Source organism: Carboxylicivirga litoralis, from assembly GCF_025499605.1.
Classification (GTDB): domain Bacteria; phylum Bacteroidota; class Bacteroidia; order Bacteroidales; family Marinilabiliaceae; genus Carboxylicivirga; species Carboxylicivirga litoralis.
In genome coordinates, this window is sequence record NZ_JAFMVC010000010.1 from 1 (window position 1) to 17,279 (window position 17,279).

Annotated in this window: 14 protein-coding genes; 5 read left to right on the top strand and 9 right to left on the bottom strand. The window is 38.8% G+C overall.

All coding sequences use genetic code 11. The annotated features are described in order from the left end of the window. Positions 1 to 115: 115 nt before the first annotated feature. Both J1N10_RS10725 and J1N10_RS10730 read right to left on the bottom strand, forming a co-directional pair. Positions 116 to 682, bottom strand: a complete 567-nt coding sequence (locus J1N10_RS10725; protein ID WP_262326703.1) for a YdeI/OmpD-associated family protein — start codon at positions 680 to 682, stop codon at positions 116 to 118. Positions 683 to 765: 83 nt separating this feature from the next. Then, positions 766 to 1,491, bottom strand: a complete 726-nt coding sequence (locus tag J1N10_RS10730; RefSeq protein ID WP_262326704.1) for a histidine phosphatase family protein — start codon at positions 1,489 to 1,491, stop codon at positions 766 to 768. A 329-nt stretch (positions 1,492 to 1,820) separates the two neighbouring features. Between J1N10_RS10730 and J1N10_RS10735 the strand changes: the two genes are divergently transcribed. Continuing rightward, the gene (locus tag J1N10_RS10735; RefSeq protein ID WP_262326705.1) at positions 1,821 to 4,070 is read left to right on the top strand and encodes a GH92 family glycosyl hydrolase; all 2,250 of its coding nucleotides are present in this window, start codon (positions 1,821 to 1,823) and stop codon (positions 4,068 to 4,070) included. Positions 4,071 to 4,079: 9 nt separating this feature from the next. Further along, entirely contained in the window at positions 4,080 to 5,708 is a 1,629-nt protein-coding gene (locus J1N10_RS10740; RefSeq protein ID WP_262326706.1) for an endonuclease/exonuclease/phosphatase family protein, read from the top strand. Positions 5,709 to 5,712: 4 nt separating this feature from the next. On the opposite strand, the gene J1N10_RS10745 is transcribed toward J1N10_RS10740, so the two are convergent. The 4 genes from J1N10_RS10745 to J1N10_RS10760 all read right to left on the bottom strand — a co-directional run bounded on the left by J1N10_RS10745 (position 5,713) and on the right by J1N10_RS10760 (position 10,944). Further along, positions 5,713 to 6,489 (bottom strand): DUF2797 domain-containing protein, encoded by a 777-nt coding sequence (locus J1N10_RS10745; protein WP_262326707.1) that lies wholly within the window; start codon positions 6,487 to 6,489, stop codon positions 5,713 to 5,715. A 90-nt stretch (positions 6,490 to 6,579) separates the two neighbouring features. Next, entirely contained in the window at positions 6,580 to 7,854 is a 1,275-nt protein-coding gene (locus J1N10_RS10750; RefSeq protein WP_262326708.1) for a peptidase U32 family protein, read from the bottom strand. Position 7,855: 1 nt separating this feature from the next. Beyond that, positions 7,856 to 9,691 (bottom strand): LTA synthase family protein, encoded by a 1,836-nt coding sequence (locus J1N10_RS10755; protein ID WP_262326709.1) that lies wholly within the window; start codon positions 9,689 to 9,691, stop codon positions 7,856 to 7,858. 161 nt (positions 9,692 to 9,852) lie between these two features. After that, positions 9,853 to 10,944, bottom strand: a complete 1,092-nt coding sequence (locus tag J1N10_RS10760; protein ID WP_262326710.1) for a glycosyltransferase family 4 protein — start codon at positions 10,942 to 10,944, stop codon at positions 9,853 to 9,855. Positions 10,945 to 11,169: 225 nt separating this feature from the next. Between J1N10_RS10760 and J1N10_RS10765 the strand changes: the two genes are divergently transcribed. Beyond that, positions 11,170 to 12,024, top strand: a complete 855-nt coding sequence (locus tag J1N10_RS10765) for an adenylyltransferase/cytidyltransferase family protein (protein ID WP_262326711.1) — start codon at positions 11,170 to 11,172, stop codon at positions 12,022 to 12,024. A gap of 20 nt (positions 12,025 to 12,044) precedes the next feature. Here the strand turns inward: J1N10_RS10765 and J1N10_RS10770 are convergent, their stop codons facing one another. Continuing rightward, positions 12,045 to 13,121 (bottom strand): CDP-glycerol glycerophosphotransferase family protein, encoded by a 1,077-nt coding sequence (locus J1N10_RS10770; RefSeq protein WP_262326712.1) that lies wholly within the window; start codon positions 13,119 to 13,121, stop codon positions 12,045 to 12,047. A 166-nt stretch (positions 13,122 to 13,287) separates the two neighbouring features. Between J1N10_RS10770 and J1N10_RS10775 the strand changes: the two genes are divergently transcribed. Further along, positions 13,288 to 14,334 carry a glycosyl transferase family 90 gene (locus J1N10_RS10775; protein WP_262326713.1) on the top strand — a complete coding sequence of 349 codons (1,047 nt, stop codon included), beginning with the start codon at positions 13,288 to 13,290 and terminating at the stop codon, positions 14,332 to 14,334. A 44-nt stretch (positions 14,335 to 14,378) separates the two neighbouring features. Continuing rightward, positions 14,379 to 15,371 (top strand): glycosyl transferase family 90, encoded by a 993-nt coding sequence (locus J1N10_RS10780; RefSeq protein WP_262326714.1) that lies wholly within the window; start codon positions 14,379 to 14,381, stop codon positions 15,369 to 15,371. Between the two features lie 16 nt (positions 15,372 to 15,387). On the opposite strand, the gene J1N10_RS10785 is transcribed toward J1N10_RS10780, so the two are convergent. Beyond that, complete coding sequence (locus J1N10_RS10785) at positions 15,388 to 16,380, bottom strand: glycosyltransferase (RefSeq protein ID WP_262326715.1); 993 nt, start codon at positions 16,378 to 16,380, stop codon at positions 15,388 to 15,390. Between the two features lie 168 nt (positions 16,381 to 16,548). Then, a complete protein-coding gene (locus J1N10_RS10790) occupies positions 16,549 to 17,238 on the bottom strand; it encodes a lycopene cyclase domain-containing protein (protein ID WP_262326716.1) in 690 nt (229 codons plus the stop codon). Between the last annotated feature and the right edge of the window lie 41 nt (positions 17,239 to 17,279).

The following is a 17,279-nucleotide window of genomic DNA, read 5'->3' on the forward strand; positions in this document are numbered from 1 at the left end:
CTTGATTTTCTTTGCTTCCTTTCTTTTATCAAGAAAAGAAAAGGAAGTCAGGGTTTTAGGGATGAAATCCCTTTTGATTGAATATTAAGTTCCAACACTTGATTCGCATTAGCAATTAATAGTACTTTTCAATCCCTCCAAACCCTCTAATCAGCTTGTTCACTTTTGTTTTTTCAATGAAGTTCTTCAAGCGCTTGTCAAATTCATCGGGTCTTTTTCTTGCACTTTCGATATATGCAATTCGTATTCTTTTATAGGATTCTGAAAAGTTTTGATAGTTATCCCAAACTGATTTATCCTTTTTTAACTGCTCCACAATGTCGTTCGGAAAAATAAAATCCTGTTGAATTATCTTCAAAACATCCTCTTTGATTGAGTGATGAATCAAGTTGTTTTCAAAAAGCCATTTTAAGCGTTCGATGTTTGGTTGTGAGAAAGTTGAGTTTTTTCTTCGTTTACAAAATCGTTGGATACTAGTCTCTTCATTTAGTGATTTAATCGTGCTGTCAATCCAGCCAAAACAAAGGGCTTCCTCAACCGCATCGTTGTATACAATTCGTTCTTTACCGGTCTTTTTTAAAGGGTATTCTAACCAGATATCATCCTTGGTCTCAAAATTATTTTCGAGCCATTTTCTCCAATCCTGTCGCTTTGTAAAATATCTGGTTTCCACATTCGTCATTTATCAGATTACCTTTAACAATTGAGGCAGTAATTTACTCATCTACAATGCATTGTTAGTTGCTCATTTAAATTCCTTTAAAACTACTCCTTCACCAGCACCGTTGCACCAATATTAATATGCCCCTGCTTTTGAGTGATGCGCCAGCCATTCTGCTTCAGCCACCTGCTCACCGAACGATTGAGCATCCCATGCGCCACCACTACCACGGTTTGTTCTTCTTCGGCCAGCAGCGCCAAACGAATAGCTACTTGTCGGGCTCGTTCCCTGGCCTCTTTATAGCTTTCTACATCGGCTTGATTAAGCCCCATTACCCATGCGGCACGGCTAATGGTTTGCCACATAAGCAATGGCAACGACAAGGTGTTTTGCTGTGCAACAATGGTGGTTTCAAACTCTCTGAACTGCGCATCAACCAGCAAATTACAATCACTACCAAAAATGGCTTGTGCTGTTACGTGTGCCCGCCTAAGGTTGGAGCAATAGATGGTAGTATAGTCGGGCAAGTTAAACACCACTAACGAGCTATCAAAAGGAATTATGGGCGCCTTCGCATAAGCATCAACATAAGCCTGTGCCATGGCCGATGTACAAACTTTTTTCTTCTTCACATCGGGTTTGGCATGGCGTATCAAATAGATTTTCATCTGACCGCTATCGGCAGCAGTAATCGTTGTAAAGGGCTCACCATCATCAAAACCATTCAAATACACATCCTTTGTGAGCCGGCGATTACCGGCACACGACAGCAACAGCACACTAAGTAGCAGCACTAACAACTGATGTATAAATGCTTTATAGATACGCACCCGGTCAAGAATTTACGGAAAGATACAAGTCTCTTTGCATTTAATAAACAATTAGTTGAATATTTGAAGTTTAACCAATAGAAAACTCCCCCCAACAGGAAACACAAAACGGGAAACACAAATGCAAAACAGGAAACACTAAACTCACCCACTCTCAACTCCAATCATTTTGTCGTACTTATGTGCAATCTCAGGGTAAACATATTCTGGATTAACACCACTCATCTACAATATTTAGTTAGTAATCAAATCATTAATCCTATCCATCTAAAAACAGGTGCTTTTGAGCAAATAAGATTATACCTTTAATTTGCATCCAAAGCTATGATATGAAGAATATTGCAATCCTTACACTAGGCTTACTGATTCAGTTGCTAACTATAGCTCAGGAGCCTGCTACATTTGTTAATCCATTTATCGGCACTACCAATTACGGTGCGACGTATCCGGGTGCTGTGGTTCCTCACGGCATGGTGTCTGTTGTTCCATTTAATGTGACGCCGCACAAAGGCAACGAATACTCCAACACAGATAGCTGGTGCAGCAACCCCTACGTTTATAACAACGAATGGATGACCGGTTTTACCCATGTTAACCTCAGTGGTGTTGGTTGTCCCGACTTTGGGAGTATTATTGTAATGCCAACAACAGGCGATTTAAATGTGGATGTCAACGAATACGGCACTACCTTATCGAACGAGAAAGCGAGTCCTGGCTATTACACGGCTAAACTGAATCGCTATAACATTAAAGCCGAAACAACAGCTACCTCACGCTCAGGCATCAGTCGTTTTACTTTTCCCGAAGGCAAAGCCAATATCCTGCTCGATTTAGGTCATGGGCTAACCAACGAGTCGGGGGCACACATCAAACGTGTGGCAGGAAACGAGATTGAAGGTTACAAAATGATGGGTACCTTCTGTTACCACCCTCAGGCAATCATCCCGGTTTATTTTGTGGCCCGTATTAAGCGCGATAATATGCAAAGTGGCTACTGGAAATTCCATAACAAATTACCAGGTGCACGCCACAACTGGAGTTCTACAAGCGACACCTATAAGCTTTATACAAAATACAACAAGGAGCTGTCGGGCGAAAAGATAGGAGCTTACTTTTCGTTTGAAGCCAGTGAAGGCGAGCAGGTAGAAGTGCAGGTTGGTGTAAGTTATGTGAGTATTGAAAATGCCCGCGAAAACCTGGATGCAGAACAGACTAACCTCTCATTTGAGCAAATCAAAGAAAATGCTTTCAACAATTGGAACGACCAGCTTAAAGTAATTGAGGTAGAAGGCGGTTCGCATGATGACAAAGTGATGTTTTACACGGCACTCTATCATCTGATGCTGCACCCTAATATCCTACAAGATGTGAATGGCCAGTATCCTGCTATGGAAAGCGATGCCATCCTGAATGTGGAGGATGAGGAACGCTATACCGTCTTTTCTCTTTGGGATACCTATCGAACAGTACATCCACTGATGTCGTTGCTGTACCCACAAAAGCAGTTGAACATGGTGCGCAGCATGGTGGATATGTACAAAGAAAGTGGCTGGTTGCCTAAATGGGAAATATATGGCCGTGAATCACATGTGATGGAAGGCGATCCGGCATTAATTGTCATCACCGACACCTATCGTCGCGGCTTAACCGATTTTGATGTGGAAACAGCCTATGAAGCCATGTTGAAACATGCCAATACAGTTGAAGACAATTTCATCCGTCACAATAACGAATTCTACCTAAAAGAACATTATATCCCGTTCCTTAAGGACTTTGACAACTCGGTATCGCAAGCCCTGGAGCTATATGTAGCTGATTATAATCTGGCGCTCATGGCCAATGAGATGGGCGATAAATCAACTTACAAGAAAGCTTACCAACGATCATTGGGCTATCGTAACTATTTCGACAAAAAGTATAATTTGCTTAGACCAGTAACTGAAGAGGGCAAGTTTATGGAAGGCTTTGACCCGGTTCAGGGCGAAAATTTCCAGCCTGTTCACGGTTTCCACGAAGGTACCTCATGGCAGTATTCATTTGCCGTGCCACACGACATTAAAGGTTTGATGCGCTCCATGGGTGGTAAAAACAAGTTTGTGCAACAACTCAACAAGTGTTTTAAAGACAGCTTGTTTGACATGAGTAACGAACCAGATATGGGTTACCCTTATTTATTTAACTATGCAAGTGGTTCGGAGTGGCGTACTCAAAAGCAGGTTCACGATTGTATCCGACGCTATTACTCCAATGCTCCGGCTGGCCTGCCTGGCAACGACGACACCGGAACCTTGTCGGCCTGGTTAATCTATAGTATGATGGGTCTTTATCCGGTTTGCCCTGGAGATATGAACTATACACTATCGAGCCCTGTATTTGATAAAGTGACCATTCATCTGGATCAAAGAATTTATAATAAAGAGAAGATTGTTATTGAATCGGAGCGTAAGTCACCGGATGCCATTTACATTAAATCCATCGAAGTGAATGGCAATCCCTACAACCGCTATTTCATCAACCACAAAGATTTAATAGAGTTAGGACACATTAAATACAAACTGGGCAATAGTCCCAAACAATAAGTATTAATCATGACCATCAGAAGCCTCCTCTTGTTTTGTATCATCATCATTGGCAGCTTTCTTTATTTCTGCACCAATGAAGATAATAGTGTTAAGGTGATGAGCTTTAACATCCGCTACAGTAATCCAGAGGATGGCATTAATGCATGGACTAACCGCAAGGGACTGGTATATGATTTCCTGGATGATAAACAACCGGACATCATTGGTTTTCAGGAAGTATTAAAAAGTCAGTTAGATGATTTAAGTAATGAACTCATCGATTATGAATACATTGGCGTTGGTCGCGACGATGGACGTGAAAGCGGCGAATTTGTACCGGTATTTTATGCCAAAGATAAGTTTGAGTTACTGGCATCTTCTCACTTTTGGTTATCTGAAACACCAGAAATAGCAGGCAGTAAAAGCTGGGGAGCAGTATTACCTCGTATTGTTACCTGGCTTCAGCTGAAAGACAAAAACAATGGGTATATCTTTTATGTCTTCAACACACACTTTAGTCATGTGAGTGCCTTTGCCCGTAACGAGAGTGCTATTTTATTGCTCAATAAAATAAAAACTATAGCGGGTAAAGCACCTGTAGTACTAATGGGTGATTTTAATGCGCAACCGTCCGAACGCATGTATTCAACGCTAACCGACAACTGGGAAGGTTACCTGCAACTTTGGGACACACGCTATTTGCCTATCGAGAATGATGAAGCTAATTTTCAAACCTTCAATGGTTTCAAGCACGAAACACCTGAAGTTGTTATTGACCATATTTTTACGAATGGCTTTTTTGATGTTAAAAGCTTTTCGACCCACCACGTCATCAAAAATGATGTCTTTATTTCTGACCATTACCCCATTATGGCCCAGCTGGATTTCAGGCTCAATCGCAGAAGTGAGCTAGGCAATCGTAAAAAACTAATTCAAAATGCCCAGGTGCCTATTATTACACCGGCACTATGGTGTTTCTACGATTCTGTTTTGGTCGAAATTAAACCACAAGGCACCAAGGCCGATATCTATTACACCTTAAATGATGAACAACCGGATACGTTATCAGCCATATACGCCAAGCCTCTAATATTAAAGGAAAGCAGCACTATTAAAGCGAAGTCGTTTGCGGATAACATGTACCCTTCTTCAACAGTTACGACTACTGTTATTAAGAAAAAAAGAAGTTTTGCCGAGTTAACTGAAGTTATCCCTGAGGCTGATGAAAAATATTTTTCAAAAGGCTACGGTGCCCTTTTCGACGATAAGCGTGGCAACGACAATCAACTAAACGATGGCAGCTGGTGTGGTTTCAATGGCACTGACAATGATTTTCTTTTTGATTTGGGCAGAAAACAAACAATCACAGAATTGTACATTTCATCATTGTCGCAACCGGCCCAATGGATTGTTGCACCTTCCAAAATCGAAGTTAAAACATCCAATGATGGCATCAGGTACAAGACGATTGCGCAAAAAAAGATTCTGCCTTCCTTTGATGAGGCCAAGAGCGAGCGATTGTTGTTTCATTTACCTCTAAATTCATCGGCCCGCTACGTCAAAATATCGGTTTACAATGGCGGCCTGTTACCAAAATCGCACAGTGGCAGCGGTAATCCGTCCTGGTTTTTTATTGATGAGCTAATACTGCAATAAACAATTAATCTGCTTTTATCTTTACTAAATACCCATTGTGCTTACGGATATTCAGCACTCTGTCATTATCTAATAACAGGTATTGCCCCTTAATGCCTTTCAGCGTTCCACTAATAGTTGCTTCCTTATCAAAAGTGAGCGATTTAGGTTTCAAAGGAAACGCATCTACAGGGTAGTTTAATGCCCACACCGCCTCATCTGTTTTAGCATACTGCTTTAACTCATCGGGTAGCAGGGTTATCGCTCTATTTCGTTCTGCTTGAATATCTATTTCGGTTGCCACCTCGTTTTTCAGCATGCTACGCCAGTTGGTTTTATCAGCAAAGTAGTCTTTCAGGAACACCTCCATTACCCCGGCAATATGACGATTGGGCACCTCGGCAATAATAACAGCTTTTGATGCTCCCTGATCAATCCAGCGCGTTGGAATTTGCGTATTGCGGGTAATTCCCACTTTTATGCCCGATGAAACAGCTAAATACACATAATGCGGAATCAGGCAGTGTTTATCAGCAAAATCCATATCACGTGCTTCGCCCAGATGAGCACGACAGGTCTCAGGTTTTAACACACATTCCTCAGCCTCAGGAGCCGTTTGAAAGCAATTGTAACAAAAGCCCTGCGCAAATGATTTGGAAGTCTTTTTACCGCAGGCAATGCAGTTAATTTGGTTTTGATATTGCAACTCAATTGTTTTACCGATATAAGGGTTTAAGCCGACCAATTCATCACCTAATCGCATTTGATATTCCACTGCATCATCAGTGAAATTTGTCTTCATTTTTAACAGATTACCTTGTACTTCCATAAATTCTAATTCTTTTCCCGCAAATTACGCTGATAAACGCCGATTTATTAATAATACACCCTACTACTTCTGCAAATCACCTTCGTCAACCGATATTATCTTGTAGAGCTTATCTGAACGACGAATCTTTTCATCTACAACAATACTAAAACGTTCTCCTTTTACGGTTTCTTCCACTGGTTTTAAGTCCACTCGTATTTCTGGAACGGTCATTTGAACCACCCCTGTTGTAGGGCCGGTAATCAAAACCTCATCCCCTACTTTAAGCGATTGTGTTTCCATTAAGAATTCAGCCACTTTAAGCTTTGGAAAGTAATTCATCCCTTTTCCGATGTATATCTTCTTTTTTGTCGCTCGCGAACCGTAATTATGGCTCCATTCGCCCAGCTTTTGCCCTAAATAATAACCATCCCAAAAACCACGGTTAAAAACTTCGCCCAAACGCGCATCCCAGCCCTTTATTTTGTCCTCATCGAAGCTACCATCTAAAACAGCTTCAATAGCTTCGTTGTAACATTCACAAACTGTTTTTACGTATTCGGCCGAACGCGCACGCCCTTCAATTTTGAATACACGCACACCGGCATCCATCATCTTGTTCAGAAAATGAATGGTTTTTAAATCTTTGGGTGACATGATGTAGTCGTTCTCCAAATCCATTTGCTTGCCAGTCTCTTTCTCGGTTACGGTATAACCGCGTCGACAAGGCTGCAAACATCCGCCTCGGTTGGCCGAAGCATTTAATTGGTGCAGACTGATGTAGCACTTACCCGATGTAGCCATGCAAAGAGCACCATGAGCAAACATTTCGATTTGAATCAACTCGCCTTTTGGACCACGTATATCCTCATCGATAATGGCCTGATGAATGGCTTTGACCTGGTTCATATTCAACTCGCGCGCCAACACAACGACGTCGGCAAAGTTGCTATAGAACTTCAGGGTTTCAACGTTGGAGATATTCACCTGTGTAGAGATATGCACTTCAACACCTTTGTTATGTGCATAATTGATAGCCGCCTGGTCGGATGCAATAACTGCGGTTACACCCACCTCCTTAGCCACATCAATTATCTCGCGCATGGTATCCAGCTCTTCGTTAAAAATAACCACATTAACCGTCAGATAGGTCTTGATACCATGTTCTTTGGCAATCTTCACCAACTCCCGCAGGTCATCGTTCGAGAAATTATTGGATGAGCGCGAACGCATGTTCAACTGCTCAATACCGAAGTAAACAGAATTGGCTCCTCCCTGTATAGCTGCTCTCAAAGACTCGTATGAGCCCACCGGCGCCATTATTTCAAAATCTTCTCTTTTCAAATCTGTTATTTGCATGCTATCTGCTTTGATGGTCGTTATAAACTACTTGTAAATAAGCCTTCGCTCTTAAACTGTCTTCAGCTGATTGTTGTCTAATCGCCTTAATAAAACGATTGATTTTTGTATCGTAAAACTGAAAACTGGTACTATCAGAAAACGAAATGCCTCCTGGCGCTATAATGTTAAAAGCAAACTTACTAACACCTTCATCTAATATATTCTTACTAAACTTAAACTCTTCTGCCTCAATATTTAATTGGCTCAACAACGTTCTGGTTAAATCGGTTTGTGAACCGTAATTACTGATTACTGTATCTTTAATACTTAATGCACCACCCGTCCAAAACATCGGAATACGAGCGTAATCAATATTGTCGAGCGGCACAAGATCTGGTCCGGGAACAGCATGATCAGCTATAAAAACAAACAAGGTCTTGTCCCAAAGGTTTTGCTCTTTTACGGATGTTATAAATTCTCCAATGCATTTATCGGTATACGCAATAGAATTATAATAGTCGTTTTCATGAACACGCTCCATTGGCACATCAAAAGGCTCATGGCTACTTAGGGTAAAGAAAAACTTAAAATAAGGTTCTTGCGAAGCTTTCATCTCCTGCACCAGGCGACGGAACGTATATTCATCATGAACGCCCCACTTCTCTCCCTGCAAATCGGAATCAAAGTCATCGATGGAAATTACCTTTTCAAAGCCGGCTTGCTTCACAAACGAGTTCATGTTTTTAAATTTAATATCGCCTCCATACATGTACGTTAAATCGTGGTAACCATTCTCCTTCAGCTTTCGGGGCAGAAATGGCAAAGAATTGGTTTTCTCTGGGAAACGAATAATGGAGTAAGATGGCATCACCTGATAACCGGCTATTGTTGCTACTAAACCTTTGTCGGAACGATTGGCTGCAGCCCTGATATTGCTAAAAAGAATACTCTCAGACATTAGTTGATTAATATTAGGTGTTACTGCCTTGCCTCCAAGATCCTTAATAACATGAGCCGCGAAGCTTTCGAGTAATACAACCACTACATTTGGACGCTTCGTATTTAATACCGATTGGTACTGGCCAGAATGTTGAGTTAATTCATTAAAGATGGTATTCGCTTTCTCATCATCCATATACTTATAACGCACCTTGGTTTTGTCCATCTTTTTCATATCGTAGGCCAGGTTCCAAATTGGATTAATAGCACAGTGGTTAGCATAACGATGTGATGAAAAGTAGGCAACTCCGGTGTTAATTGGCGCAACTCCCACGCTTCCCCTTATTGGCCCAATCATACAAGCTGTAACAAGTAATATAACGCCAGCAGTCGAAAACGTATATTTCCACCCCTGAGGTTCTTCATTATTTAACTTCACCCTGGTCACAAGTTTATATAGCTTAATAAGCAGAAATGACACTACCCCCAATACGACAATAAACAGTATTAACTGGTACCAATGCAACGATGCCATAACGACATCAGGTGTTTTGAGAAAACCGATGGCTTCGCTATCCATATGTTTGCCCCAAAAAGAATAAAGTACAACATCACCCAACAAAAATCCTGTTAAAAAAACGATTAACACCTTATTAATACCGTTAAACCAACAGAATTGAAGCCGACGTTTGATTAATACTACTGGCAGAAGACTAATACCGGCTATTACCATTATATAACCCGTAAACGAACTATCTAAACGAATGCCAATTATAAACGACCATAAAAGTTGTCCCAACGGGCTTTCATTGGCATATTGAATATTAGCCAGCATAAACACCAGTCGATGAATAGCAAAAAACAATAACCAGAATAAAAACGCACGAAGAAATTTATATAAAAATGGTTTAATCATTATCCACGTATTACAATTACATCAAATAATTAGCGATGCAAAAATAAGCAGTTGAAACGTAACCACCCTTAATTTATGAATGAAATGTAGAATTTACCGATTAGAACTTATACAAAATACGCCTTAATCATTTTGCTAATTACTTTGATTATGTATCAGTATTATTTCGAAATTTGTTGTAAAAGATGTTTTTCAAGGCTGTCCACCATTTTATTAATGGAGAATTTCTCTTTAACATGTTTAGCTCCTTGTTGTCCTTTTTCTTTTAACTCAGCATCAACAATTAACTTCTCAATGGCCTCTTCCAAATCTGAAACACTCTTGGGTTCTACAACATAACCATGTTCTCCATCTTTCATCAACTCTTCCACACCATTCACGCGCGTACTAACCGCGGGCAAACCGTGCGCCAGTGCTTCCATTAAGGAATTGGGCATACCTTCGTATAACGATGGCAAGACAAATAAGTCGGCAGCATTTAACAACTCCGAGATATTTTTTTGAAAACCTAACAAATGAACATTCTCATCAAGATGAAGCTCATGAATCTGTCGCTTGAGGACTGTTTCTAATTTTCCTGTGCCGGCTATAAAAAAGTAGATATTCGGATGGTTCTTAACAATGGACCTGGCTGCATCAATCAAATATTCAAATCCTTTTTGCTTTGCCAATCGGCCTGTTGATACGATAACTAACGGATTTTTAACACTCGCAGGAATGTACTTACTTAAATCGTAACAGGTATCAGAAATCTTGGTTTCATTGATGCCGTTGTAAATAACTTTTACAAATTCATTGTCCCACCAGCCATAACTGTCATATTCTTGTTTGATAGAATTGGTATTCGTTATAATGCCATCGCAGTATGGCAGAAAACTCCATTTATACTTTCCGGACTTATTTAACAATTGAACTCCCTGGCGGCTTAAAACAATGGGGCCATTTGTCAAACGTGACATAAAACCGGCTACTCTTACATCTTTATTCTGACATCCTATTATCAGTTCAACACCTAGTTTTTTTACCAGCTTTTTAAGCTGCAAAAAACCTGCAAGACTAAAGTCGGTATAGATATCGATACGCACAACTGGCACATTAGCTTCTTTTGCCCGTTGTTCTAACACTGAATTGACGCGGCAACCAATATGCACATGGTGCCCTTTTTTAATTAATTCAGACGCAGCAAGCACCATCCACTTTTCGCCTCCACCCCATTTTTGCCTGCCTATTGAATTAATTAATAATAAATTCATCAAATTCTGTTACGATTAAATAAGTTCAAAAAAATGTAACTGTATAAGTAGCACAATGCCCTTCAAGTTTACATAAGAGGAAACGAAGATAGTCTTTTAATTGTAATTGCTAAAAGATATCCGACAGCTTGAGCAATTATTTTTACCTTTGTGCCCTAAACCTGATAATACCTTAAAATAGTTAAGATTTACTTTTAGATGCCCCAAACGGATAATTGAAAGATAATGCTTAAAGACACGCTCAAAAAATTTGGATATCCTAATTCATTAATTAAAGAATACGACCATTGGCTACTACTACTTCGCTCAGAGCAAGTGACCTTAGGTGCTATGATATTAATTTGCAAAGAAGATGTGAACCAGTTTCATGCCATCAGCGAAGAAGCAATGCAGGAAATGTCGATAATCACTAAGGAAATCGAACTTTGTATTCAAGCAGAGCTAAAAGCAGAAAAGATAAATTACCTAATGCTGATGATGGTCGATCCAGAAGTTCATTTTCATGTGATACCAAGGTATAGCCAATCGGTAGACTTTGAAAACTTTAACTATACCGATGGCTCTTGGCCAGGAGCTATCGACCTGGCGTCTCACAAGAATACAATTTCTGACGAGCAAAAAATATTAGTTAGAGATTATTTAAGAGGCCTACTCCAAACAAACCCAGGCACAAAGAGATATAATCGAATGTATACCTCAGGGTGTTTTGATTTACTGCACTACGGACACCTGAATATACTTAAGCGTTCCAAAGAACTTTGTAACCACCTGATAGTTGGAGTCTCGACAGACGAATTAATAATGGCTTCTAAGGGCCGAAAGCCTGTAATACCATACGAAGAGCGCTTTCGTATTATAAGCTCAGTCAAATATGTTGACGAAGTGATTCCACAAGTCAATAAAAACAAACAAAGCGTTGTTGATGAGTATAATATCGATGCAATTTCGGTTGGTTCTGATTGGAAAGGGAAATACCCACCAGTAACGTGTGATATGGTTTATTTTGATTACACCCCCAACGTCAGTTCAACTATTTTGAAAAAGGCACTTAACTTATTAGAGAATTCAGATGATCAATAAATCATCTGAATTCCTCATAACTAGTTTTTGAAGTTTTCTAAATAATCTACAATTCTGATTGATGCCTTTCCATCAGTAGGACCAACATGGTCTTTATTATATTGCTGACGATTAACCTGGTAGTTTTCAGGCCGTTTCAGCTCTTCTTCTACTTTTCGTTTTACTTGTTTGTAACTTTCTGCGTGAGCTCCCAAATCCTGATAAATAACTGACTCAGTCAGGAAACGTTTTTTGAAACGATATTTGAAAATGCCTTTGTAGGACCATTTTAAATCATAAAAATCACAAATTACCACCGGCTTATCTAAAGCTGCAAACTCAAATAATGTTGATGAGGCTTCGCTAATAAGTATATCGGCTGTTTTTAAGAATGGCACTAATGAATATTCATCAGCATCTGCTAAATATACATTCTGATATTTGGCCCATTCCTTTATCCGTTTCTGATCTTTAATATATCTGCTCTTGGTTAAAGCAAAAGTAAAAGAATGAGGTTTTATCAGAATATTGTACCCTTCAAAATGAGCTGGCCAATCTTTTGGAAAACAACCTATCGAAGTCGGATTAAAGGTTGGAGCATATAATATAGTTGGTTTTTCAGGATCAAGCCCTAGCTTTTTTAAATCAATGCCGCCTTCTGAACCGTCAAAAACAGGATCGAGCTTACTAAAGCCAACCTGTACAAAATTATCATCCGGATACATTTCCTGGATGACTTTCATCCGCATTTCACCCTCAATAAATCGAACAGTCATAGGCGTATCCGACTTGCGATAATAACTTCTTTTGGGACCAATACCATGCCCCATTTGTATAGATTTTGAATGCTGATGAATTAAATCGAGTGACCCAAACTTATTTCCAAAGAAGATCCAGTCTGGCTTTTCTTTCAAATAAAGCTCTTTGGCCTGTTCTTCACCCGGCACCTTAACATAGTCAACACCTATTTGGCTCAACACCTTATTAATTAACGATTCCTTATTGGTATTTTCATACACAATCAATTTGCATGTGTGGTCTCGCTTCATTAATTCTCTCCATACAGGAAAATACTGAGGAATGTAATAGATGTTCTGCACATCAAAAAAACAGGTCATTTCACTCGCTTTAATAATTTATCACAAAGATATATTAATTAAAGGAATGTCAACGATTAATGTTTTGCGCATTAAGAAGTGTTAATGTATAAATAAGGAAAAGTAAACGACAATGTCTGTTGATTTAAAAAGCTTTGTATACAAACTTTTTATATGCCTGCAAAACATGGTTACTAAAATAATATCTAAATGGTACTCGTTTAAGTATAAGAATTTTAAACCTTTGTTTTATTTAAAAAACTACCTTCGGTTTTGGTTGCCAACATCGATTAATCAGTTGTTTCTTACACGCAAGCTTCAAAAGATTAAACAATATGATGAGCAATACATTAACTTCCGGGTTTCATATTACAATCAACTACGAAAGGTTTTTTACACAACTAATCAATCATTGCATTTGTCAACTATTAAACCAGGGAAGAAACACACAACTTATATTTTCGACACACGCAAGTACACACGTTACTTTAAACAAAGTAATCTTATTAATTATTCCTTTGGCGATGTAACCTGGGTTCCTGATACACCTGCTATCGTTAAAAGTCGTCCTGTTTATGGAAATAACACAAACTCAGTTCTTCTAAAACTAAATCAGGTAAGACACTTTAATTTCTTAAATGATAAAACCCCTTTTGAAAAAAAACTTAATAAGGTTCTATTCAGGGCATATGTTTTGCCATCGCAGCCCCAACGAATCCATTTTTTAGAGAAATTTAATAACAACCCTTTGTTCAATATTGGACATGTGAATTCCTTTGCTAACCGGCAACAATGGCAAGTACCAAAAATGAATTTATTTGATCAACTTCAATATAAGTTCATCATGAGTATCGAAGGTGTTGATGTGGCAACCAACCTTAAATGGATAATGTCATCAAATTCAGTGGCTGTCATGCCAACACCAAAATATGAAACCTGGTTTATGGAAGGGTGTCTCCTACCCGATTTTCATTATATCCATGTACAAGATGACTACTCTGATTTGGAAGAGAAGATTCAATATTACATTGAAAACCCGGAGGAAGCTAAGGCTATTGTGAAAAATGCCAATAACTATGTTGCTCAATTTAAAAACAAAGAACGCGAAGACTTAATTTCACTGTTAGTGCTTCAAAAGTACTTTTCATTGCAGGTTCAACCCGATGAAACAACAGTACAAAACACAATTGCAGCTGGTCAAACAAATTCGATCCCGGCATTCAATCACATTTAACTGGATTTACGTATTTTTACGCCATCTTGTAAAAAAGAAGTTAAATGAGTATCAAAGACAAAAGATGGTTTTCGAAATGGATGACTTTTCGATATCGAAATTTTAAGCAATATTATTATTTTAAAAGTGCCTTAAAGCTTATAATACCCAATTTCTTTTTTCAAATAAAGCGCCAGCTAATTCTGTCGAGTTACAACAACAAATCGAATTCCGAAAAAGCTTACATCGACAAACGGGTTAATTATTACATAAAATTAAATACTTCATTTTCATACAGTAATATACCTAAACGACTTGGAGATCTTAAACCTGGCAAAAAGCAACGCACCTACTTTTTCGATACGCGAGAAATTACGCGTTACTTCCCAAATAACAATCTTATCGATTACGAATTTGGTGATATAACAGAAGTACCACCACATCCGGCCATTGTTAAAAGTCGTCCCATTAACGACTCTAACCAAAATTCGATACTTCTGAAACTAAATAAGATACGTCACTTCACCTTTCCTAAAGACATTACTCCTTACGACAAAAAGAAAGACTTATTGGTGTGGCGAGGTGCTTTTAAAACTGTTCACATACAGCGCATTAAATTTGTAGAAAAGTGGTTTGATCATCCTCAATGCAATGTGGCACATGTTAGCAACCTGGAACCATTTCTGCACTGGCGCAAACCAAAGCTGAACATGTATGAAATGCTTCAATACAAGTTTGTAATGGTCATTGAAGGTTACGATGTAGCCACCAGTCTGAAATGGGTGATGGCGTCCAACTCTGTGGCGGTGATGCCCAAACCTAAGTATGAAACCTGGTTTATGGAAGGCACATTAATTCCCGACTATCATTATATACAGGTAAAGGATGATTATTCGGATGTGGTTGACAAGATGAATTATTACATCGCTAACCCGGACAAAGCCGAAGCCATTATCAAAAATGCGCATGACTATATTGACCAGTTTAGAAATAAAAAACGCGAGCGCCTAATCTCCTTAATGGTGTTGAATAAGTATTTTCAGTTACAAAATCAATAAGTGAAACAATGACTCACTAAACACTCCAATCCAACATCTTCTTTTTTTCTGGAGATGCCTGGAAGGGAGCCGTTGCATTTAAACTATCACCATTGAGTACCTGCTCATATTTCTCCACGTAACTTTTGGCCATCACTAAGGAATTGAATTCATCAACAGCATATTGATGACAAACAGTCTTTGAATACTGTTCCGAGTTTTTGACAGCATTAACCAAGTCCGATTGCTTATTCGATAAAAAACCAACTTCGTTGCTTACTAAATCAGGTAAAGCTCCATAAGGAGTTCCAAAGACTGGACATCCGTAATAAAGACTTTCAGTGATAGCCAAACCAAAGGGCTCGTGCCAACGCACCGGGAATATCAATCCCTTTGAACCATTTAAAAGTTGATACTTTTTTTCGCCTCCTACCATGCCATGAAACGACACTCGCATGCTGGTTGTAAAACGAAACCCCATCTTGAAATTAAGGCGATTACCACCTAATACCTTAAGGCGTTCATTGGGGGTGTTTTTCACTATATCAATAGCTCCTTTTACATTCTTGATTTTCCATGCTGCCTTGCCTAAAAAATGAAAATAATTCCGTTTCTCATTCAAGTTCGGAGTCATATAGTCATCCCAGTCTAAACCATTATTTACAAAACTGGAGGAAGCATAGCGTTCAGCATGATTTCTGGAAACAAAAATTGTATTCAGTGGCAATTCCACATCCTTGTTGCCATTTCCATGCATTGTTACGACGTATGGCTTTTTCAATTGCTCTATACCTGGAACTATCATATTGAAGTGCACCAAATCAACATCATCACCTATTTGTTCAACGATGGCTTTTGCTGGATTAATCGTATTTACTTCAGCAAATGGACAAGAAGAGCCTTTATTAACCAGGTAGCTTACCTTGTGGCCCATTTTAACCAATTCATTCCCCAAATACCATATCACACGTGATGTTCCCCCATACAAAGGAGTTGGAATAATACCGTTATAAACAATTAAAACTTTCATTTCTCAGAGCTATCAAGATTTCAAGCAGCCAAAATTAAAACTTTAGCACAACAAATAATCGATAACATTCCACAAATTTTCATCATTGGGTATTTAACAGTGAAATGAAAGCCATTGACAGAAGTTATAACTAAGACAATTTCAAAGGTTAAAACTTAAGATGAGACGTTAAGCAAAATGCTTTTTCAGCCATTCATACAAATCAATGTTCATCAACACAAGCAGAAAACCATATACACTATCTTCAATGGGTATGGTGCCAATGCGTATGCCCAGGTTTTCAGCATTGTTGTACCACACTATTGGTTCTTCCAGTCCGGAACCAGTTAATATACCATTGCTGATAAAGAAGAAAGGTAAAACGATTAGATAGGATAAGTAAACATACGATAGATCGCGTTTTTTATAGAATGTAATAAGAAGATATAATCCGGTTAAGAATGCCGTTAAGGAAGTATACCATTTTCCTATAAAACCAAAACCTGCCATCAGAAACAAAATGGCCAATATAATAGTGATAACTCCATGAAAACGCTTAAACGGATTGTTTTTAACCAAATACTTTATGGCAAACCAAGTGAACACACAGGCATAAGGAATGGCAATGAAAAATAGTATTTCCTCCAGTGGCAGGTTAAGCAAATATACTTTTGTGAGGTAGCGCGGATTAAAGCCCCAAATGCCCATTTGAGTGAAATAATAATCCCATACTAAAAAGAGTAATGCCACTGTAAAATTGGCTGGCAAGAAGTACCGCCATTCCTTGTAAAAAGCATGCTTTGGATAAAAACTGGCCACAAACGGAATTAATATGCAAGCTATGTTTATGAATAAGTAGGTGTATGCTTCGATTCCCATGCCTAGGTTGTTCATTCAAGAAATAACAAAAAAATCCTCTT